Origin of the sequence: Rhodopseudomonas sp. AAP120, from assembly GCF_001295845.1 — a bacterium.
In the GTDB taxonomy this organism is placed as follows: Bacteria; Pseudomonadota; Alphaproteobacteria; order Rhizobiales; family Xanthobacteraceae; genus Rhodopseudomonas.
Map to the genome: position 1 here is coordinate 12,757 of NZ_LJIC01000095.1, position 20,322 is coordinate 33,078.

Here is a 20,322-nt window from a genome sequence, read left to right on the forward strand (position 1 = left end):
ACGTGGCCCGCGTGCGTCATCGGAAGTTCACTTGCGTCGATCGTCGCTCTGGGATGATTCGGCGCAAATCGGTGGTCGTCGAATCATGCCATCCCGGACGTCTCGAAGCCCTTCGAGCCGTCGACCGAAATGTCATTTCGCCGCGCCGCCGCGCGCGCCGCGGCATTGCAACGCTTCACCGCGTCCGCCAGACTGAGGCCTGCCTGGCGCAGGCCCTCGGCCGAAGCCGGATGCGGCAGATCGCCTGAACCGCAACGTCCGCCGTGGACGGCATATTGAGAGGCTTCATGAGTCAAGGTGTCACCGCTCCGTTCGCCCGCCACGCCATGGCCTATGTGCTGGCAGGGGGGCGCGGAAGCCGGTTGATGGAATTGACCGACTGGCGCGCCAAGCCGGCGGTGTATTTCGGCGGCAAGTCCCGCATCATCGATTTCGCGTTGTCGAACGCACTCAATTCCGGCATCCGTCGCATCGCGGTCGCGACGCAGTACAAGGCCCACAGCCTGATCCGGCATCTGCAGCGCGGCTGGAACTTCTTCCGGCCGGAGCGCAATGAGAGCTTCGACATCCTGCCGGCGAGCCAGCGCGTCTCCGACGACATGTGGTACCGGGGCACTGCGGATGCGGTGTACCAGAACATCGATATCATCGAGAGCTACGATCCGAAGTTCATCGTGCTCTTGGCCGGCGACCACGTCTACAAGATGGACTACGAGAAGATGCTGCAGCAGCACGTCGAGCAGGGCGCCGACGTGACGGTCGGCTGCCTGGAGGTCGACCGCAGCGAGGCGCGCGCCTTCGGCGTGATGCATGTCGACGCCAACGACGTCATCAAGTCGTTCCTGGAGAAGCCGTCCGATCCGCCCGCGATGCCCGGCAAGCCCGACAAGTCGCTCGCCAGCATGGGCATCTACGTGTTCGACACCAAATTCCTGCTCGACGAATTGCGCCGCGATGCGGCCGATCCGAATTCGTCGCACGATTTCGGCAAGGACATCATCCCCTACATCGTCAAGCACGGCAAAGCCGTCGCGCATCTGTTCGACAAATCGTGCCGGCGCTCGAACTCCGAGGCGACCAGCTATTGGCGTGACGTCGGCACCGTCGACGCCTATTGGGCGGCGAACATCGACCTCACCGACATCGTGCCGCAGCTCGATCTGTACGATCGCGAATGGCCGATCTGGACCTATGGGGAGATCACACCGCCGGCCAAATTCGTCCACGACAAGGATGGCCGCCGCGGCGAGGCGGTGTCGTCGCTGGTGTCGGGCGGCTGCATCATCTCCGGCGCTTCGTTGCGCCACACGCTGCTGTTCACCGGCGTGCGCGTGCATTCCTATTCGCATGTCGAAGGCGCGGTGATCCTGCCCTATGCGGACATCGCCCGGTCGTGCCGGCTGAAGAACGTGGTGGTCGACGCCGAGGTCAAGCTGCCGCCCGGTCTCGTGGTCGGTGAAGATCCGGAGCTCGATGCCAAACGGTTCAGGCGCACCGACAACGGCATCTGTCTGATCACCCGCGCCATGATCGAGAAGCTCGAGCAATGACCTCCCTGACGGCGCTGTCGATCGCGTCGGAAATTTTCCCGCTGATCAAGACCGGCGGTCTCGCCGACGTCACCGGCGCGCTGCCGACCGCGCTGAAGCCGCACGGCATCGCGATGCGCACGCTGGTGCCGGGCTATCCGGCCGTGCTCGGCGGCATCGAGCCGCCGCAGGTGGTGTACAGCTTCGCCGATCTGTTCGGCGGCAGCGCGCGGCTGCTCGCGGCGCGCTGCGAGGAGCTCGAGCTGTTGGTGCTCGACGCGCCGCATCTCTATGTCCGCCCTGGCAATCCCTATGTCGGACCGGACGCCAAGGACTGGCCCGACAACGCCTTCCGCTTCGCCGCGTTGGCGCAGGTCGGCGCCCAGATCGGCCAAGGGCTGCTGCCGGGTTTCGCGCCTGACGTGCTGCACGCGCATGATTGGCAGGCCGGGCTGGTGCCGGCCTATGTGCGATATTCGGGTCGGCCGGGGCCGAAGACCGTCTTCACCATTCACAACCTCGCCTATCAGGGCCGGTTCGAACGCGAGCTGCTGGAGCGGCTCGGGCTGCCGGCGCGTGCCTTCAGCCTCGACGGCGTCGAATATTGGGGTGGCATCGGCTATCTCAAGGCGGGCCTGCAACTCGCCGACCGCATCACCACGGTGTCGCCGACCTACGCGCAGGAAATCCAGAACACCGAGGCCGGCATGGGCCTCGAAGGACTGCTGCGGCTGCGCGCCGACCGGCTGAGCGGCATTCTCAACGGCGTCGACACCAAGGTGTGGGACCCGGCCACCGACGAGCTGATCCCCGTCACCTATGATCTGGAAACGATCGGCGCGCGCGCCCGCAACAAGCAGGCGCTGCAGACGCGGTTCGGGCTGAAGACCGATCCGGGGGCGCTGCTGCTCGGCGTGGTCAGCCGGCTGTCGTGGCAGAAGGGCCTGGACATGCTGCTGGAGGTGCTGCCGGGCCTCTTGGCGGAGGGCACCCAGCTGGCGCTGCTCGGCTCGGGCGACGCGCCGCTCGAGGACGGGTTTCGCGCGGCGTCGTTGGCGCATCCAGGTCAGGTCGGCGCGGTGATCGGCTATGACGAGGCGCTCGCGCATCAGGTCCAGGCCGGCGCCGATGTGCTGCTGGTGCCGTCGCGGTTCGAGCCTTGCGGCCTGACTCAGCTGTGCGCACTGCGCTACGGCGCGGTGCCGGTGGTGGCGCGGGTCGGGGGCCTCGCCGATACGGTGGTGGACGCCAACCAGATGGCGATCGCCACCGGGGTGGCGACCGGCGTGCAGTTCTCGCCGGTGACGGCGGAGATGCTGGCCAAGGCCCTGACCAAGACCCGCGCGCTCTACGCCGACCACACCACCTGGCGCAATCTGCAGATCAACGGCATGACCACGGATGTGTCGTGGAAGAACCCGGCGCAGCACTACGCGAAACTGTATCGCGAGCTGGTGGCGGAGCACTGAAGCTTACGGAGCTGCAGTTACGGATATCCGCCTCTCCCCGAGTCACTCCGGGGCGCTCCGCGAAGCGGAGCGAACCCGGAATCTCCGGCTCAGTCGCGCACACCAACTGAGATTCCGGGTTCGCCGCTCCGCGGCGCCCCGGACTGACGTGCTTGGGGCGGCTATCATCGGGCTTGGGCTGTGGCTCATATGGAAGCGCCCCCCCATCCTCAGCTGTCATCCCCGCGAATGCGGGGATCCAGTATCCCAGTGAGCTCGTTGTCACGCCCCGTGCTCACAACGCGGGCGCTCTGCCATACTGGGTCGCCCGGTCAAGCCGGGCGATGACTGGCTTTTGTGGGACCAGCGCCTGGCCCACCTTCGACGCGTCGCTGGGGCGAGTCCGCCCTACACGCCCTCGAACAGCGCGGTCGACAGATAGCGTTCCGAGAACGACGGCACGATCGCCACGATGGTCTTGCCGGCGTTCTCCGGGCGCTTGCCGAGTTCGATCGCGGCCGCGATCGCGGCGCCGGACGAGATGCCGCCCGGGATGCCTTCGTGGCGGGCGAGCGCCCGCGAGGTCTCGATCGCGGTCGGGCCGGCGATCTTCACCACCTCGTCGATCACCGAACGATCGAGAATGTCCGGCACGAAGCCGGCGCCGATGCCCTGGATCTTGTGCGGGCCGGGCGCACCGCCCGACAGCACCGGGCTTTCCTCCGGCTCGACCGCGACGATCTTGATCGACGGCTTGCGCGGCTTCAGCACCTGACCGACGCCCGTGACGGTGCCGCCGGTGCCGACGCCGGCGACGAAGATGTCGATGTGGCCGTCGGTGTCGTTCCAGATCTCTTCCGCGGTGGTGCGGCGATGCACCTCGGGGTTGGCGAGGTTCTTGAACTGCTGCGGCATCACCGCGTTCGGCGTCGAGGCGATCAGCTCCTCGGCCTTGGCGATGGCGCCCTTCATGCCTTTGGCGGCCTCGGTCAGCACCAGCTCGGCGCCGAGGAAGGCCAGCATCTTGCGGCGCTCGATCGACATCGATTCCGGCATCACCAGCTTCAGCCGGTAGCCCTTGGCGGCGGCCACGAAGGCCAGCGCGATGCCGGTGTTGCCGGAGGTCGGCTCGATCAGGATGGTGTCGGGCTTGATGATGCCTTCGCGCTCCATCGCGGCGATCATCGCGGCTCCGATACGGTCCTTCACGCTGGAGGCCGGGTTGAAATATTCCAGCTTGGCCAGGATGGTCGCCTTGACGCCGTTCAGCCCCGGCAGCCGGTTCAGCCGCACCAGCGGCGTATCGCCATAGGCCTCGGCGATCGAGTCGTAGACCCGGCCGCGGCCGGGCTGATGCGCGGGCGCGGCGGGTTTGATGGAAGCGGTTGCTGCAGTGGACATGGACGTCTCCTGGCTGAATCAGGGTCGAAGGGAGAGCTGTTTGCTACTCATCTGATATGCGGATCACGCGGTCGTCAACGCGGCCGGTAAATATGGAACAATCGCCTCCGCGCCAGCGTGTTCCGGAACGACCATTCTCCCGGCAACTCCCGATGGGGGACGGAAATCCCGCAGCCGAATGGCTGCCAATTCGTCCGTCGCCCTTCACAACGGCGTCACGCTGGCTGTAGTATCCCTTACATGCTGCTTCGCAGCGTCGATCGGACGGGAGTCAGGAGCGTTTCTTGAACGCGCATGTCTCGCAAGGCGGTTGGCCGGTGTTGGTGTTGAACGCGGACTTCCGGCCGCTCAGCTATTATCCGCTATCGCTTTGGTCGTGGCAGGACGCGATCAAGGCGGTGTTCCTCGATCGCGTCAACATCGTCGAGCATTACGACCGGGCGGTTCATAGTCCCAATCTGGACATCCGGCTGCCGAGCGTCGTTTCGCTGAAATCCTTCGTGAAGCCGTCGACTCACCCGGCCTTCACCCGGTTCAACGTGTTCCTGCGTGACAAGTTCTCCTGCCAATATTGCGGCGCACCGGACGATCTGACCTTCGATCACATCATCCCGCGCTCCAAGGGCGGCCAGACCACCTGGGAAAACGTCGTGGCGGCGTGCTCGCCGTGCAATCTGCGCAAGGGCAATCTGACACCGGCCCAGGCCAAGATGTTTCCGCGCCAGACCGCCTTCGCCCCAACGGTGCATCAGCTGCACCGCAACGGCCGGCTGTTCCCGCCGAACTATCTGCACGAAAGCTGGCTCGACTACTTGTACTGGGACACCGAGCTGGACCCGTAGCATCGAGGTCCCGCGCCGGGCGTCATCCGCCTCGGCCGGCTATTTCAGATAGTTACTCAGGTTGAGGCTCAGGATTTTCCCGATCGCCGAATAGGACGCCGTGAGCTGCGACTGGTAGGTCGAGAGCTGCGCCGTCACGGCGGCAACGTCGACCGACGTCAGATCGCTCGCCAGCGTCTCGGTGAAGCTCTTGTAGTCGCTCTGCCGGGTGCTGGCGTCCTGGATCGCCGAGGCGTTGTTCGACAGCTTCTCCTGCACGGCGGCGATCGAATCGAGTGCGGTTCCGGCGAGGTCGAGCGCGTTGGAGATGTCGCTCGATGACAGCGACCCGCTGTTCGCGACGAATCGCAGGGCGCGCATCGCCTGCTCGAATGCCGAATCGTTCGCCGTCACGCCGTATGACACCGTGCGGTCGGTGCTGACGCGGACCGCGGCGACCTGGTCGTCGCCCGCATAGTAACTGGTGTCTGCGACGGTGGTCGAGCCGGAGCCGGACGCATAGCTCGACAGATCGACCGGCGCGGTGTCGGTCTTGCTACCCGCGAACAGGTATTGACCGTCATATTGCGTGTTGAGCAGCGAGGCCATCGACTTCAGCATGTCCTGCGCCGAGCTGATCACCGAGGTGGTCTCGGTGGCGCTGCCGGTCGAGGCGGCGCCGAGTTGCGAGCGAAGCTGCGTCATCACGTCGGTCATCGACCCCACGGCCGAATACATCGCCTGCACCTTGCCGCCGGCTAGCGTCGCGGCGTCGATATAGGATTGCGCCCGGGTCAGGCCGACCTGCAGGTTGACGACGTGCTGCGCGTCCGCGCCGTAGCCGGCCAGCGTCTCCGACTTCACGCCGGAGGATTCCTGGAGTTGCAGATCGGCGGTTTTGGCCTGGATCCGCAGTGCGTCGGCGATCATCTTGCCGGACAGCGCGAAGGTCGCGACCCGCATGGTCATGGCGCCGCTCCGCTCAGCCCGCCGACTGAACGGCGGTGAGCAGCGCCGAGAACATCGTGTTGATGATCTGGATCAGCTCCGAGGCCGCTGAGTACTTGTTCTGCAACTCGCTCATGTTGGCAGTCTCCTCGTCGAGATTGACGCCGGACTGCGACGACAGCGAGTTGGCATAAGTGGATTGCGCCGCCTCCTTGGCGGTGTAGGTGCTCGACGCCTGCGAGGCCCGGCTGGCGACGTTCGACACGATCGCGGCGGCGTAATCAGCGAACGAGCCGGTGGTGGCGGACAGGCCGCCGACGGCGGCGAAATTCGTCGCGCCGGTCAGCTTCTGGTAGAGCGAATCCACCACAGTCGCTGCGTTGGAGGTCACCACGGTGGACCCGGTGCTGAGTGTCGCGGACGAATCCAGCGTCGCCAGCGGCAAAGAACGCGCCCCCGACACGATATCGCTGCGTACCGCGAAATCCGAGGCGCCGGTCGCGGTGACGAGATCGTTGAGGCCGAAATAGCTGGAGAACCCTGCGCCGCTGCTGCCGATCGCGCTGGTCATCTGGTTGACGGCGACGCCGGTGCCGCTACCGGTTGCCTTGATCACCAGGTGACCGTCGACGTTGAGCGAGGCCGATAGTCCGGAGATGCCGTTGATGGCGCCGACGAGGTCGCCGACCGTCGAATAGGACGACAGATCGAGATCGGCCGACGACACCAGCTTGCCGCTGGAATCGGTGACCGCGAGCCGCACCGTGCCGGTCGCCGACAACGCGTCGGTGCTGGCAACGGACGCCGAGCCGGTCAGGCTGGAGGGTGGCGGGAGCGAGGTCTGCGCGTTGGAGACGGCGTTGAGGCTGGCGGCGAGCTGTGTCGCCAGCGTGTCGAGCTGCGATTGTACCGCCGGCAGGGTGCTGTCGCGCAGCGTCACCAGCGCGCCGATCTTGCCGGAGCTGATCTGCGAGGTGATGTCGACGCCGTTGACCACGATGCCACTGAAGCCGCCGCTGTTGTAGGAGGTCGTAGCGCCGACGCTCGAGGCCGGCGTGTAGCTCAGCGTGTGCGCGGAGCTGTCGACCAGCGCCTGACCGGACGTCGTCGAGATCTGCAGATCGCCGTTCGCCGCCGTGTAGTAGGAGATGTCCATCTGCGAGGAGACGTCCTGCAGCGCGGTGTTGCGCTCGTCCTCGAGATCGGCGGTGGACTGGCCGGCGGCCGTGGCCTGGCGGATCGCCGTGTTGATATCGGCGATCCGGGTCAGATCGTCGTTGACGCTGCCGACCGCCGAGGCGATGTCCTGATCGGCATTGCCGCGCAGCTTCTGGATGCCGCTAGAGGTGTCGCGAAGTTGCGACGCCACCGCGTCGAGCGCGCTCACCGCGTTCGACTGCAGCGAGCTGCTGGACGGCGTCGTCGCCAGCGACGACAGCGCCGATTCCAGCGACGCGAGCGTATTGGCCAGCGAGGTGCCGGTCGAGGTGCTGCCGGAGCTGCTGGTCGAGCCGTAGAGCTGCTGCAGCGAGCCGAGATAGCTGTTGAGCGTATCGGCCGAGCCGAGGTCGGAATTCGAGGCGATCAGCGACTTGAGCAGCAGGCGGTCCACCGTGCTGGTGATGCCGGTGACGGTGACGCCGGTGCCGACGCCGGCCGTGACGCTGCTGGCCTGGTTGGCGGTCTTCTTGGTGTAGCCCGTGGTGTCGGCATTGGCGATGTTCGCCGACGCCACCGAGATTTGCACCTGGGTCGCCGACAATCCGCTGAAGGCGATGCTTCGGGCGATGTTGAGCGACATGGCGGCGGCTTCCTCTTGCGGTGCTGTCAGGCGCGAATGCTGGTCCCGACCGACGTGGGACGGACGGCGCGCGCCCCGCCGGCACCGTAGGGCGAGGCGCTGGCGAGCTGCTCGCGGATCGCCTGCATCACCGCGTCGATCCGGCGATGGCTGGCCTCGATGGCCGCGCGCAGCCGCACCAAATTCTCGTCCATCGCCCCGCGCAACTGCAGGATCCGGTCGACCAGGCGGTCGCGGAGTTGCAGGTTCTGGACGTGGATGGCGTTCGATCCGCCGGTGCAGTCGGCGACCCAGCGTTCGAACAGCCCGGCGAGCCGCGCCTTCTCGTCGACCTGCTTGAGCCGCGAGGCCGGAAGCCCCGTGGCGAGCTCGGCGTTCTCGTCGTCGATCACCAGGATCAGTTCGTCGATCAGCTGGATCATCGCCAGCGCGCGCTCGTCGCTGATGCCCGTCCGGGCGGGATTGCCATGGCCTGCCTGTTTCATCGTCGCCGTTCCCGTCTTCATCAGAGTTCAGTGCCGGCCGGATCGCCCGGCCGCGTTGGCGCCGCGCGCGTAGGCGCTGATCGCCGTTGTTCGTTCGGTCGCCCGCGCCAGCTCTACGGCGACCCGCTCGCGCCCGCGCGCCAACTCGCGTCGGATCCGTTCGATCTCGTCGATCAGCGCAACCAGTTCGGCCTCGGCGCCGCCGCCGGCCCGCGCCGCCCGCAGCTTCAGGCGCGCGAGGCTGGGTAGCAGCGTGTGCAGCTGCTCGTCCTGGTCCGGTCGGCGCGTCATCGCATCGCCGAGATCAGGGTGTCGAACATCTTGTTCACCGTGGTGATCACCTGCGAGGCCGCCGAATAGGCCTGCTGTGCCGAGATCATGCTGCTGAACTGACTCGACGTGTCGGTCGTGCTGGATTCCAGTTCGGAGCCGTAGATGGTGCCGGCGCCGTTCGCACCCGAGGTCTGCACCGACGCGCTGCCGGAGTCCGCCGTTGCCGAATACATGCCGTAGCTGTTGCCGGAGAGGCCGCTCGGATCCTTGAAGGTCGCGACCGCGATCTTGTAGATCGCGATGGTCTGGCCGTTGGAGTAAGTAGCGTTGACGACGCCGTTGCTGCCGACCTTGACGCTCGACAGCTTGCCGTAGGCGAGGCCGTCCGACGAGATGCTGGTGACGTTGATGGCCGGCGTGGTCAGGCCGGAGGCGTATTGGGTGAGGCCGTTGGTGCCACCGACGGTGCCGAGGTCGAGCGAGACGGTGGAGTCCGACGCGCCGTCGGTCCAGCCGCTCAGCGAGATGCTCGCCGGGCTCGGGCTGGTCGAGGCGAGCGAGCCGTCGCTGTTGAAGGTGATCGCCACCGAGCCGGAGGTGGTGCCGGTGGTCTTGCTGCTGTCGGACGACAGCGTCGGATTGCCGAAGCTCGCGGTCCACGCATTGGCGGCGGTCTTGGTCCAGGTCACGGCGACCGAGTTCGCGGTGCCGAGCGAGTCGTACACAGTCATCGAGCTCGAATAGGTCGCCCCGGTGGCGGCGTCGGCCGGCAGATTGGCCGCGAAGGTGGTCTTGGTGGTGGCGCTGCCGCTGGTCGAGGCGACCTGGGTGTTGATCGGGGCGAGGCTCGACGACGACGCGTCGCCGACCACAGCGCCGTCGGCGTCGGTGCGCCAGCCTTCCAGGTAGTAGCCGTTGTTGACGAGATAGCCGGAATTGTCGATCGAGAACGCGCCGTTGCGCGTGTAGTAGGTGGTGCCGCCCGACGCCGAATCGGAAGTGACGAAGAAGCCGCTACCCTGGATGGCGACGTCGGTGGCGTTGCTGGTCGCCGCCAGCAGGCCCTGCTGGCTGATATTGGCGCGGCCCGAGACGGTGACGCCGCCCGACGCGTAGGATGACGAATTGCTCGACGCCGTCACCAGATTCTCGAACATCGCCGACGTCGTCTTGTAGCCGGTGGTGTCCGAATTGGCGATGTTGTCGGAGATCATCGACAGCGACTGGCTCTGCGCGTTGAGCGCCGAGATCGCCGAGGAGAGTGCGCCGCTGAGGCTCATGACACTGCTCCGGCCGCGATCACGACGAGACGCCGATGACGTTGCTGGCGCTGACCGCAACGCCGTTGACCAGCAGCGACAGCGTGCTGGTCGAAGCATCGATGCCGGTGACGGTGCCGGTCACGGTCGAATACTGGTAGACCGAGTTGCCGGCGGAATCGGTCGCGGTCACCGCGATGCTGTACTGACCGCCGTCGGAGAGCTGCGTGCCGCTGGCGTTCTTGCCGTCCCAGGTGAAACTGTTGGAGCCGGCATTGCCGCTCCCGGTGCCGCTCCACACGGTGTTGCCGGACGAGTCCTTGATGCTGATCGCCACGTCCGACGCGGCGGACGACAGCGTGTAGCCGAACGTCGCGGAGCCGCCCGACAGCGTCGCGGTGTCGGTCTTGGCCTCGACGGTGTGGCCGATGTAGTTGACCGAGTTCAGCGTCACCAGGCTCGAGAACGAGCTGGCCAGCGAGCTCATGCTGGAATTGATCTGCTGCTGCTCGGTGAAATTGGCGTAGGACGTCACCTGATTGATGAAATCGGTGGTGCTGGTGGCGTTGAGCGGGTCCTGATTCTGCAACTCACTGACCAGCAGATTGAGGAAATCGCTGGAGCTGAGAGACGTCGCAGACGACGCACTCGTCGTGCTGGTCGTGGTGGTGGCGGCCGACGCGGTGGTCGCGGCAACGCTGGTCATGTCGCAAGCCTCCAGGCTTCGCCGCACGGTGCGCGGCGAGGGCGTGGTGAGAACGGATGGTCGTGGAGCGGAGCCGGTGGGGCCGCTTGCTGATCAAACGCAGCGACGATCGAATCCAGGCGCGGATTCTGAGGAGCTAATGAATTGATTAGTCGGCAGAAATTGCCTAGCCGGGGGTAGCTGCGAGGATCGGTTCAGCCGCTCGCGGCTTGATCCGGCCGGTGTCGGCGCGGCGACAGGCGCAGCAAGTGTCGACGCAGCGCCGGCTCGGCGAAGCCGGCTTCAGCAGCGCCGAAGCCGCCGCGTGCGGGCATCACACGTCGAGGTGGATGGGCCGTCGGTCCGATCGGATGCAACTCAAGTCCGACACCGATTCGGACGAGCCGCGCGGCCGCTCGGGCGCTACCGTCGGACGCAGACGGGATGGCAAGCGGCGCCGGCAAGGCGCGGCTCGAACGAGGTTCGATCCGCGAAGGCGGCTCTCAGGATGACGTCGGCGAAACGCTTGCGCGTCTCACCGCCACACATCCGCCTGCACCACCGCGTCTTCGCGCCAGGCTTCGCGCGCGGCCTTGTTGGCCATCCAGTTGGGCAGGAAGGTCAGCGCCTCGTCGAGAATGTGCGGGGTGTGCAGGCCGGGTGAATACTCCAGCGCGCGCTTGAAGTATTCCTTCAGCGCCGGCTTGAAGGTCGGATGCGCGCAGTTCTCGATGATCACCTTCGCCCGCGCCTTGGGTGAAAGTCCACGCAGATCGGCCAGGCCCTGTTCGGTGACGATCACCTGAACGTCGTGCTCGGTGTGGTCGACATGCGACGCCATCGGTACGATGCAGGAGATCTTGCCGCCCTTGGCGGCCGAGGGCGTCATGAAGAACGACAGATAGCTGTTGCGTGCGAAATCGCCGGAGCCGCCGATCCCGTTCATGATGCTGGTGCCTATGATGTGGGTCGAATTGACGTTGCCGTAGATGTCGGCCTCGATCAGCCCGTTCATGGCGATCACGCCGAGCCGGCGGATCACCTCGGGGTGGTTGGAAATTTCCTGCGGCCGCAGCACGATGCGTTCGCGGTAGAAATCGAGATTGCGCAGGAATTCGTCGTAACCCTCCGGTGACAGCGACAACGCGGTGGCCGACGCGTGGGTCAGCTTGCCCTTGCGCAACAGCTGCAGCATGCCGTCCTGCAGCACTTCGGTGTAGGCGGTGAGGTTCTCGAACGGTCCGTCCTCGAGCCCGGCCATGACCGCATTGGCGACGTTGCCGACGCCGGACTGCAGCGGCAGCAGGTTCGGCGGCAGCCGGCCTTTCTTCACCTCGTGGCCGAGGAATTCGAGGATGTGCCCGGCGATCGCCTGCGAACTCTCGTCGGGCGCCGAAAACGCCGAGTTGCGGTCCGGCAGATTGGTCTCGACGATCGCCACGATTTTGGATGGATCGCAGCGCAGATAGGGCTCACCGATCCGATCGCCGGATGCGAGGATCGGGATCGGCTTGCGATGCGGCGGCAGCTGCGTGCCGTAATACACGTCGTGCATGCCTTCGAGGCGAATGTCCTGCCAGGCATTCACTTCGAGGATCACCTTGTCGGCGAGATCGAGCCAGGTCTTGTTGTTGCCGATCGACGACGACGGAATCAGGCTGCCGTCCTCGCGGATACCGGCGACCTCGACGATCGCGATGTCGAGTTTGCCGAGAAAGCCGAACCAGACATGCTGGGCGACATGCGAGAGGTGGATGTCGATGTACTCCATCCGGCCGGCGTTGATGCGTTTGCGGCAGGTCGGGTCGGACTGATATGGCAGCCGCATCTCGATGCCGTCGACCTTGGCGAGCGCTCCATCGAGTTCGGGCGCCGTCGAGGCGCCGGTCCACACCGAGACCTTGAACTTCTGACCGCGGGCGTGATGGGCGTTGATGCGCTCGGCCAGCGCCAGCGGCAGCAGCTTGGGGTAGCCGGCTCCGGTGAAGCCGCTCATGCCGACATGCGCGCCAGAAGGAATCTGGGCTGCTGCGTCGGCCGCCGTCATGATCTTCGCACGGAGGTGGGGAGCAAGGACGCGAGAGCTGGAGAGGACCATCACGGCTCTTTCTGATCGCGGGCGGTCCCCGCGCGCTGAAGTGATTGATGCGATTCGTCTAATCGCTTCGCCGAAAAGAACCATGCAACCATGGGCGAAGGTGTCGCGATGCTGCGATGCGGCGGGGCCGGCTACGCTGCGCCGGCGCGGCAAAGCGGCTCGGGAGCACCGCTAGGTCATTGATTTATCGTGCGCCTTCGGCGCGCGCTGCGCCGCACAACGGCGCTTCGCATCGCGCAAAGTGGCCGGCGAACCAACATGCTTTGGACGCAATGCAGATCCTCACTCAGCGCGGAGGAGAGCCAGGAAGTCTCTCGACGCCGCTTGAAGCGGGCGCATGCCTCCTAAACTCGAAAACCTCCGGCAGGGCATTGCCGGAGGTTTCTTGGAGGTATTACATAAGGAAAGAAGTCGTAGCGATCTCCTTCGCTTAGGCGCGGCGAGAGCTTGCCGAGCAGTTGAAGTATATGACTATTTCCGTTGAGTTCAATAGGTGATTTACTCACGTATTGTTCACGAGACGTTCGGACCTGACACCTGTTGGCAAGATCGCCCGGCAACATGTCTTGGCGCGAAGCGGCTTCCGCGACGCCGGTCTGCGTGACCGTCCGCACATCGCATGCCGTTCCCCGCGCCTTCATCCCGGCTGTGACCTCCGAGCGTGATAGCTCGAATGACGTCACCCGATCTTCATACCGCCAACATGCAAAAACCCCGGCGGTTGCCCGCCGGGGTTTGACGTCTGTCCCGAAGCCGAGGATCAGAAGGTGCGCTGAACGCGGAGGTTGCCGCTCCAGACGCCCTGGTCCTTCAACTCGTAGGTCTGACCGGCCGGCTTGGTCGCGCCGGGCGCCGCCAGGACGACCGAGCCCGAGCTCGCCTGATCGAGGTAGGTGTACATCACTTCGCCCGACAGGGTCAGGTTCTTGACCGGGGTCCAGCGGGTGACGGTACCGATCTGAGCGATGCGGAAGTCCGGGTTGCAGGTCGAGCCGGCGGTGTAGACGACCGCACCGGCAGTGGCCGCACCACCGCCGCAGATCAGAGCGGTCGCGGTGCCGTTATAGTCGAACGCGGTGTAGGAGCCGAACAGAGAGCTGGACCAGTAGGGGTTCCAGTTGTGGTTGAACGCGCCGCGCACGCCCCACGCCGTGGTCTTCTCGATGCCAGTGCCGACCACGTTGTTCAGGCCGGCGAACACGCCGTCCGACGAAGAGGCGAACGCCACGCTCTGATACGCACCGGCCAGGCCGCTGCTGCCATAGATGGCGAACGAGTTCGGGCTCACGCCGCCGAGCACGTAACGGCTGGCGCCGTTCGAGTAGGTCGCCGTGAAGTTGATGCTGTCGCCGGGGCCGGTCGGCAGGTTCTTGAGCGAGATCGCGGCCTGCACGGCATAGCCCCAGGTGTCGCTCGGATGACCGGAGGTCTCGAGCGACGGCGTGTAGTAGCTGGCGCGCAGCTGATGCGCCGCGGCCGAAACCTGGAACAGGCCCCAGGCCTGGTCGACGCGGATCTTGCCGATGATGTCGGGCACTTCGACGCCCGCATAGGAGTTGGTGCCGTAGACGCCCGCGGGCCAGTTCGCCTGAGCCGTCGCGGTCGCCGCGGCGGACGCACCGAAGCCCGGGGTGCTGGTGTTGTACAGGCCGGACTGCAGATACTGGGACGGATCTTCCAACGAGACCGAGGCCGACACGCCGTTGCCGAACTCCGCCGTGTAGGCGATCTGGTTGATGCCGGTGACGTCGTCGTAGCCGCCGATCAGGAACGAGCTGTTGTTGCCCGGATAGCCGGTCCACGGCGTATCGAACTGCGACACCGCCTTACCGAAGGTGAAGCCGGCGAACTGGACGAAGGCATAGTACACGCCGAGCGTACCGCCGGCGACGCCGTCGCCCGAGGTCCAGTTGAAGGTCGCATCGAAGTAGGTGCGGACCACGCCGTATTCGGTGGCCGTGCGGGTATCGATATTGAGATCCTGGCGCGAGCGGAAGATGAAGTTGTTGGCCAGGCGATTCTTCTGGCCGGCATTGCTGGCCCAGGCCGGCGCGTTGTAGGCGCTCGAACCGTACAGAGTGGCGTCGGCGCGGGTATAGCCGCCGAGCTTGATACAGGTGTCGGTGCCGGGGATGTAGTAGAAGCCGGCGCCGTAGATCGAGCAGACCTTCACGTATTCGACCGCCTTGGCCTTCAACGGGAGATCGGCCGCCTGAGCACTGCCGACGGCGATCACAGCCGCGGCCGAACTCAGGGCCAGAAACTTGATTGTTCTCATACGACCCTCCAGGTCAACAAAGTGGAAAGGCCTGCAGGTCGATGCCTGATCGCGGCCCTGGTACTTCGATGTCGCCGGCCTTATGGCGCGGCTCGCGACGGAACGATTCGATTTTTGCCCCATCCGTCACGGAAAGATCATGATTGATTTTATCATCTGATCAACTTCGTTTATGAAATCACATACCTGATTTGTAGTTGCCGTGGTATTTACGCAACACGCGCGAGCGGGCCATCAGGTAGCGGCTGTCCGCACACCTCCAGGAATAAGTGCTCGAATGCTGCTGATCCCGCGGCCGATCATGCTGCGCCGCGGCACCGCGGGGTGCGCAGGCCTGACAATTAGCGCGGAGATTGATCCAGGTTAGGGAAATGCCGGCCGGCGGCAATTGCCGCACTGCAAGGCGCCGGGTGCCGCAGTTTTGCCCATTACCTAATTCACTCAACCGTGTAGAATACATTACCACTCATTCGCACGTCGGGAGGCGTTGGAAATCGGGATGCGGGAGAAGACCAAGCTCAGTCCTGTGCCTCCGCGGTCGTCCGTGCAGCCGGAAACCGCCCGGCGCTTCACCGCGACGATTGCCAGCGTCCACATCTACCTCGACGAAATCCGTACGTTCTTTGCTAAAGACCTCGGCATCACGGGACCGCAGGTCTCGATCATGATGACCATCAAGGGCCTCGACGAGGCCGACGGCGTTTCGGTCCGGCACGTCGCGCGCGCGCTGCACGTCGACCCGTCTTTCATCACGACGCAGACGAAATTATTGGAGAAGAGGGGCTTGGTGCGGCGGCAGCCGGATCCAACCGACGCGCGGGTGGTGAAGCTGTCGCTGTCCGACAAGGCCACCAAGCAGATCGCCGCGATGACCGTGGACGAATGCTCCGTCAACGATGTGGTGTTCGCCGATCTGAGCGACGAAGAGCTCGACCAGCTCAACGATCAGATGAACGAGTTCAAGGATCGCTTGGAAAAGACCTGCCGCAGACTGGCCGGCGGATTCTGAGCGGCCTGGGACCGAAACCGGGTCGGCTTCCGAGACCCACGCGGTCAGCGGACCGAACCTGCCGAATGGTGCCCCTGGCCGGGATCGAACCAGCACTCCTTGCGGAACTCGATTTTGAGTCGAGCGCGTCTACCAGTTCCGCCACAGGGGCCCGCGCCGCCGGGCAAGCCGGCTGCGAAGCGGCCGGGACTATAGCGGCCGGGGAGTCGGGGTCAACCCGGCGACGCGCCCGGCGCGGCGGTGCCTACACCGCGGTTTGATCGGCAGCGATCTCGACAGCCGGCCGCCCCCGCGATACCACGCCGCCGGCCCTGGAGATCACCGTGACGGCTCCCTCTGTCGACCATTATGAAATCGGCGCCCGGCTGGTCCGGGGTACCCGCATCGCCCAGAATGTCGCGCTGACCTATGCGGTGATCGCGGCGGCCGCGCTCGGCGGCGCCTGGTATTTCCAGCTCGCGCTCGACCTGCAGCCCTGTCCGCTTTGCCTCGAGCAGCGCTACGCCTATTACGCGGCGATCCCGCTGGCAGCGCTGGTGGCGGTCGCCGCCTGGCGGGAGGCGCCGGTGTCGCTGCTGCTCGCCGGCCTCGCCGTGCTGGCGCTGCTGGCGCTCGGCAATGCCGGCCTCGGGACCTATCATGCCGGGGTCGAGTGGAAGTTCTGGCCGGGGCCGAGCGACTGCAGCGGGCCGGTGCTGGATCTGAGCAAGGCCGGGAGTCTGCTCGACCAGCTCGACAAGGTGAAGGTGGTGCGTTGCGACGAGGTGCAGTGGCGTTTCCTCGGTCTGTCGCTCGCCGGCTACAATGTGCTGGTGTCGCTGGCACTGGCGGCGCTCGCCGGCTGGGGCATCGTCCGGATCCGGCGCTGAGGCCGGCGCCGCCTAATCGTCGAGATCGTCCGGGCTCCGGCCGAACCAGTGCACGATGCCCGGGGTGACGATCGACACGTAGATGAAGCGCGACAGATGATGCGCGCCGACGAACACCGGATCGATGTGCAGCGTCAGCGCCAGCGCCATCATCGCGTCCATTGCGCCCGGCGAGAACGCCACCACCAGATCGGCCAGCCGCACCGGCGTGGTCAGGATGATGCCGACCACGAACACCGCCGAAATCGCGATCGCGACCGCGAACGAGCCGAGCGCGGCGCCCAGATAGCTGAGGATGGTGCGCAGCTTGATGGCGCCGAACCGCGAGCCGATCAGCGTGCCGATCCCGACCAGCGCCGGCAGATAGGCCCATTGCGGCAGCGTGCCCTCGACGAGGCCCGACCCGTGCAGCACCGAAGAGCCGAGCATCGCGCCGAACATCCAGCTCGCCGGGAAGTTGATCAGCCGCAGCAGCAGCGAGGCGCCGATCGCCACCACGCAGAGTTCGACCAGCACCAGCGGCGTCGCCTCCGGGCCGCGCGACGGCAGCGGACCGTGCGCCATCATGCCGGTCGCCGCCAGCAATAGCGGCACCGCGCTGGTCAGGATGATCACCCGCATGATTTGCACTACCGCGATGCCCGGCACATTGGCCTTGCGCTCGGTCGCCAGCATGATGATCTGCGACAGCGCGCCGGGACTGCCCGCCAGCAGCGCCGAGGTGCGGTCCCAGCCGTGGATGCGTTGCAGATAGATGCTGCTGCCGAAGGTGGCGCAGAACGTCGCCACCGCCAGCAGCCCGATCGTCACCGGATACGACGACAGATTGTGGATCATCGCCGGCGACACCATCGAGCCGAGCGAGACGCCGAGCGCCATCAGCACGATGTGGGACAACGGCGGCGGCAGGCCCATCTTGCGGCCGGCAAGGCCCGCGGCTGCGACCGCCACCATCGCGCCGGTGATCAGGCCGCCCGGAAGCTGCGTCCAATAAAACAGTCCGCCACCGGCCGTGCCGATCGCGATGGTTTCGAGCACGTTGATGGTTTTGGACCGCCAGCCAGGGGCGGCGAGAGCAGGATTTTTCGACACGCGACCTTATCGCAAATCCAAATACCGCCGGCAAATGCGAACCACGCGCGCGGCCATGCCGATGGCGCAAGCGGTAATCATCGCGAGCTAATCAGTTCGCAATTGTCAGTGCACAATCGAGCGCTAGGATGCGGCGGCTTCACGACCGCAGGAGACGGGACGATGACAGTTCAAGGATACGCAACGATCGCGGCCGGCATGGCCGGGGCCCTTATCATGCTGGGCTCCACTGCGCCCGGCTACGCGCTCACCGCGCAGGAGTGCAGCGCCAAGTATCAGGCGGCCAAGACCGCGGGCACGCTGAACGGGCAGGGCTGGAACGATTTCCGCAAGGCGCAATGCGCCGATGCGGCCGCCACCTCCGACGGCAAGGCCGCGTCCGAACCCAAGGCCACGGACTCCAAAGCCACGGACGCCAAGCCCACCGAGCCGAAGGCAGCAGACAGCAAGCCGGCGGCGAAGCCGAAGGCCGCCGCCGCAGAGCCCGCGACGCCGGCCGGGCCCGCCACGTTCCCGACCGCGGTCGACGCGAAATTCGCCAAGGAGCCGGCGGCGCGTGCCCGGCTGCACACCTGCGCCGAACAATGGAAGGCCAACAAGGCCGCCAACACCACCGGCGGCCTGAAGTGGATCCAGAAGGGCGGCGGCTATTGGAGCGAGTGCAACAAGCGGTTGAAGGGCTGAGGTCCCGGTCGCGCGCCGCGCCGCCGCCGGTGCGGCGATGATTTGACAGCTCCGGCCGAAGCGGCTCATCCGTATGCCTCACGCGCATTCGGGGTGTTGGATGATCGCTAGTATCGGCCTGATTCTGCTGTGCCAGCTCGCCGCCGAGGTGGTGGTGCGCGCGCTTTCGTTGCCGCTGCCCGGTCCGGTCGTCGGGCTGGTGTTTCTGCTGCTCCTGCTGCTGGCGCGGGATCGCGCCGGCTGGCTGGCGATCGGCCCGTTGCGCAATGACGGCATCGAGAACGCCGCCAAGGGCATGCTGGCGCATCTGTCGCTGCTGTTCGTGCCGGCCGGCGTCGGCGTCGTCCAGCAGCTCGACATGATCGCCAGCCACGGCATCGCCATCGCGCTGGTGCTGGCCGGCTCGGTGCTGATCACGCTGCTGGCGACCGTCCTGACCTTTCTGATCACCGCGCGGCTGCTGTCGATGTGGGGCTCGCGATGAGCAGCAATCCGTTCTCGCTGTGGGTGTATCTGTCGCAGACCCCGCTGCTGTGGCTGACCGTGACGCTGCTGGTCTATGCGGCGACCGATGCGGTGTCGCAGGCCTCCGGCCGTAACCCGCTGGTCAATCCGGTGCTGCACGCGACCTGGATCATCGGGGCGTTTCTGTGGGTGACCGGCACCTCCTACACGACCTATTTCGGCGGCGCGCAATTCGTGCATTTCCTGCTCGGCCCGGCGACCGTGGCGCTGGCGGTGCCGCTCTATGAGAACCGCCACCAGGTGGTGACGGCGATTCTGCCGATGGCGGCGGCGCTGCTGGTGGGCTGTGTCGCCGCGATCGTCTCGGTGGTGGTGCTGGCGCAACTCGCCGGCCTGCCGGACGTCGTCGTGCTGTCGCTGGCGCCGAAATCGGTGACCGCCGGCGTCGCGATGGGCATCAGCGAATCGCTGCACGCCGATCCGTCGCTGACCGCGGTCGCGGTGATCATCACCGGCATCATGGGGGCGATCGTGGTGACGCCGCTGATGAACGCGATCGGCATCCGTGATTTCCGTGCCCGCGGCTTCGCGGTCGGCCTCGCCTCGCACGGCATCGGCACCGCCCGCGCCTTCCAGGTCGACGCCATCGCCGGCGTCTTCGCCGGCATCGCCATGAGCCTCAACGCGCTGATCACCGCGCTATTGGTGCCGGTCCTGGTGACGTTGCTGGTGAAGTAACTGGCTGGCGCCTCGCGGCACTCGGCCGGTGTCGGCGTGCTTTGTGGCAACGCGCCGCCCTCGCTTTGCAGCCGTCACCCTCCGCGAAAGCGGAGGGCCCAGTATTCCAGAGCGTCAGTTAGCAACACGAGCTCTCTGGGATACTGGGTCGCCCGGACAAGCCGGGCGATGACCGCAGGGGCGGGGGCGAACGTAGTGCTCGCGCATCGAGCGCTTGGACGTGCAACTGTGCCGAGCGCCCTCTAATGCTCCCTCTTCGCCATCCACGCCAGCAGAGACGCGTTGATCTCGCGCGGATAAGTGTGGCTGAGGTCGTCGATCTCGCGGTAGGTGACGTCGGCGCCGGCGGCGACCAGGGCGTGATGGGCCTGGCGTGCGAGTTCGACCGGGAACATCCAGTCGTGGCGGCCGTGCACGATTTGAATCGGCAGGCCGCGCA

The 20,322-nt window shown here is 65.9% G+C and carries 18 protein-coding genes, 1 tRNA gene and 1 pseudogene; 8 read left to right on the forward strand and 12 right to left on the reverse strand.

What is annotated here, in order from left to right:
* Window positions 1–287 precede the first annotated feature (287 nt).
* Together glgC and glgA are read left to right on the forward strand one after the other, a co-directional pair.
* Window positions 288–1,550, forward strand: a complete 1,263-nt coding sequence (gene glgC, locus IP86_RS15865) for a glucose-1-phosphate adenylyltransferase (protein ID WP_054163504.1) — start codon at window positions 288–290, stop codon at window positions 1,548–1,550.
* Entirely contained in the window at window positions 1,547–2,998 is a 1,452-nt protein-coding gene (gene glgA, locus IP86_RS15870) for a glycogen synthase GlgA (protein WP_054163505.1), read from the forward strand. The genes glgC and glgA overlap by 4 nt, the downstream gene beginning before the upstream one ends.
* A gap of 387 nt (window positions 2,999–3,385) precedes the next feature.
* Here the strand turns inward: glgA and cysK are convergent, their stop codons facing one another.
* Window positions 3,386–4,378, reverse strand: coding sequence for a cysteine synthase A (cysK, locus tag IP86_RS15875; protein WP_054163506.1), 993 nt, complete (start codon window positions 4,376–4,378; stop codon window positions 3,386–3,388).
* Between the two features lie 284 nt (window positions 4,379–4,662).
* Here cysK and IP86_RS15880 point away from each other — a divergent pair, with 284 nt between their 5' ends.
* Window positions 4,663–5,220, forward strand: coding sequence for an HNH endonuclease (locus IP86_RS15880; protein ID WP_054163507.1), 558 nt, complete (start codon window positions 4,663–4,665; stop codon window positions 5,218–5,220).
* 39 nt (window positions 5,221–5,259) lie between these two features.
* On the opposite strand, the gene IP86_RS15885 is transcribed toward IP86_RS15880, so the two are convergent.
* The 8 genes from IP86_RS15885 to IP86_RS15920 all read right to left on the reverse strand — a co-directional run bounded on the left by IP86_RS15885 (window position 5,260) and on the right by IP86_RS15920 (window position 15,026).
* A complete protein-coding gene (locus IP86_RS15885) occupies window positions 5,260–6,168 on the reverse strand; it encodes a flagellin (protein WP_054163508.1) in 909 nt (302 codons plus the stop codon).
* 13 nt (window positions 6,169–6,181) lie between these two features.
* Complete coding sequence (flgK, locus tag IP86_RS15890; RefSeq protein ID WP_054163509.1) at window positions 6,182–7,948, reverse strand: flagellar hook-associated protein FlgK; 1,767 nt, start codon at window positions 7,946–7,948, stop codon at window positions 6,182–6,184.
* Between the two features lie 26 nt (window positions 7,949–7,974).
* Window positions 7,975–8,433: a hypothetical protein gene (locus IP86_RS15895; RefSeq protein WP_054163520.1), complete on the reverse strand. Its 459-nt coding sequence runs from the start codon at window positions 8,431–8,433 to the stop codon at window positions 7,975–7,977.
* A 27-nt stretch (window positions 8,434–8,460) separates the two neighbouring features.
* A complete protein-coding gene (locus tag IP86_RS15900) occupies window positions 8,461–8,724 on the reverse strand; it encodes a hypothetical protein (RefSeq protein WP_054163510.1) in 264 nt (87 codons plus the stop codon).
* Complete coding sequence (gene flgE, locus IP86_RS15905) at window positions 8,721–9,986, reverse strand: flagellar hook protein FlgE (protein WP_054163511.1); 1,266 nt, start codon at window positions 9,984–9,986, stop codon at window positions 8,721–8,723. Before flgE ends, IP86_RS15900 begins: the two co-directional genes overlap by 4 nt.
* Window positions 9,987–10,005: 19 nt before the next feature.
* Complete coding sequence (locus IP86_RS15910; protein WP_054163512.1) at window positions 10,006–10,671, reverse strand: flagellar hook assembly protein FlgD; 666 nt, start codon at window positions 10,669–10,671, stop codon at window positions 10,006–10,008.
* Between the two features lie 514 nt (window positions 10,672–11,185).
* Window positions 11,186–12,748 (reverse strand): succinyl-CoA:acetate CoA-transferase ScpC, encoded by a 1,563-nt coding sequence (gene scpC / locus IP86_RS15915; protein WP_054163513.1) that lies wholly within the window; start codon window positions 12,746–12,748, stop codon window positions 11,186–11,188.
* Window positions 12,749–13,508: 760 nt separating this feature from the next.
* A complete protein-coding gene (locus IP86_RS15920; protein WP_054163514.1) occupies window positions 13,509–15,026 on the reverse strand; it encodes a porin in 1,518 nt (505 codons plus the stop codon).
* Between the two features lie 499 nt (window positions 15,027–15,525).
* On the opposite strand from IP86_RS15920, the gene IP86_RS15925 reads away from it, so the two are divergent.
* Complete coding sequence (locus IP86_RS15925; RefSeq protein WP_082364041.1) at window positions 15,526–16,035, forward strand: MarR family winged helix-turn-helix transcriptional regulator; 510 nt, start codon at window positions 15,526–15,528, stop codon at window positions 16,033–16,035.
* Between the two features lie 66 nt (window positions 16,036–16,101).
* On the opposite strand, the gene IP86_RS15930 is transcribed toward IP86_RS15925, so the two are convergent.
* Window positions 16,102–16,186: transfer RNA gene (locus IP86_RS15930), tRNA-Leu, on the reverse strand.
* Window positions 16,187–16,388: 202 nt separating this feature from the next.
* Here IP86_RS15930 and IP86_RS15935 point away from each other — a divergent pair.
* Window positions 16,389–16,904 carry a disulfide bond formation protein B gene (locus IP86_RS15935; RefSeq protein ID WP_054163522.1) on the forward strand — a complete coding sequence of 172 codons (516 nt, stop codon included), beginning with the start codon at window positions 16,389–16,391 and terminating at the stop codon, window positions 16,902–16,904.
* 12 nt (window positions 16,905–16,916) lie between these two features.
* Here IP86_RS15935 and IP86_RS15940 read toward each other — a convergent pair whose 3' ends face one another.
* Window positions 16,917–17,996: an AbrB family transcriptional regulator gene (locus tag IP86_RS15940; RefSeq protein ID WP_054163515.1), complete on the reverse strand. Its 1,080-nt coding sequence runs from the start codon at window positions 17,994–17,996 to the stop codon at window positions 16,917–16,919.
* Between the two features lie 162 nt (window positions 17,997–18,158).
* On the opposite strand from IP86_RS15940, the gene IP86_RS15945 reads away from it, so the two are divergent.
* The 3 genes from IP86_RS15945 to IP86_RS15955 all read left to right on the forward strand — a co-directional run bounded on the left by IP86_RS15945 (window position 18,159) and on the right by IP86_RS15955 (window position 19,883).
* Window positions 18,159–18,680, forward strand: a complete 522-nt coding sequence (locus tag IP86_RS15945; RefSeq protein WP_054163516.1) for a hypothetical protein — start codon at window positions 18,159–18,161, stop codon at window positions 18,678–18,680.
* Window positions 18,681–18,780: 100 nt separating this feature from the next.
* The gene (locus IP86_RS15950; protein WP_054163517.1) at window positions 18,781–19,164 is read left to right on the forward strand and encodes a CidA/LrgA family protein; all 384 of its coding nucleotides are present in this window, start codon (window positions 18,781–18,783) and stop codon (window positions 19,162–19,164) included.
* Complete coding sequence (locus IP86_RS15955) at window positions 19,161–19,883, forward strand: LrgB family protein (RefSeq protein WP_054163518.1); 723 nt, start codon at window positions 19,161–19,163, stop codon at window positions 19,881–19,883. Before IP86_RS15950 ends, IP86_RS15955 begins: the two co-directional genes overlap by 4 nt.
* Window positions 19,884–20,125: 242 nt before the next feature.
* Here the strand turns inward: IP86_RS15955 and IP86_RS15960 are convergent.
* Window positions 20,126–20,322: pseudogene (locus tag IP86_RS15960) on the reverse strand (phospholipase); the annotation flags it as partial.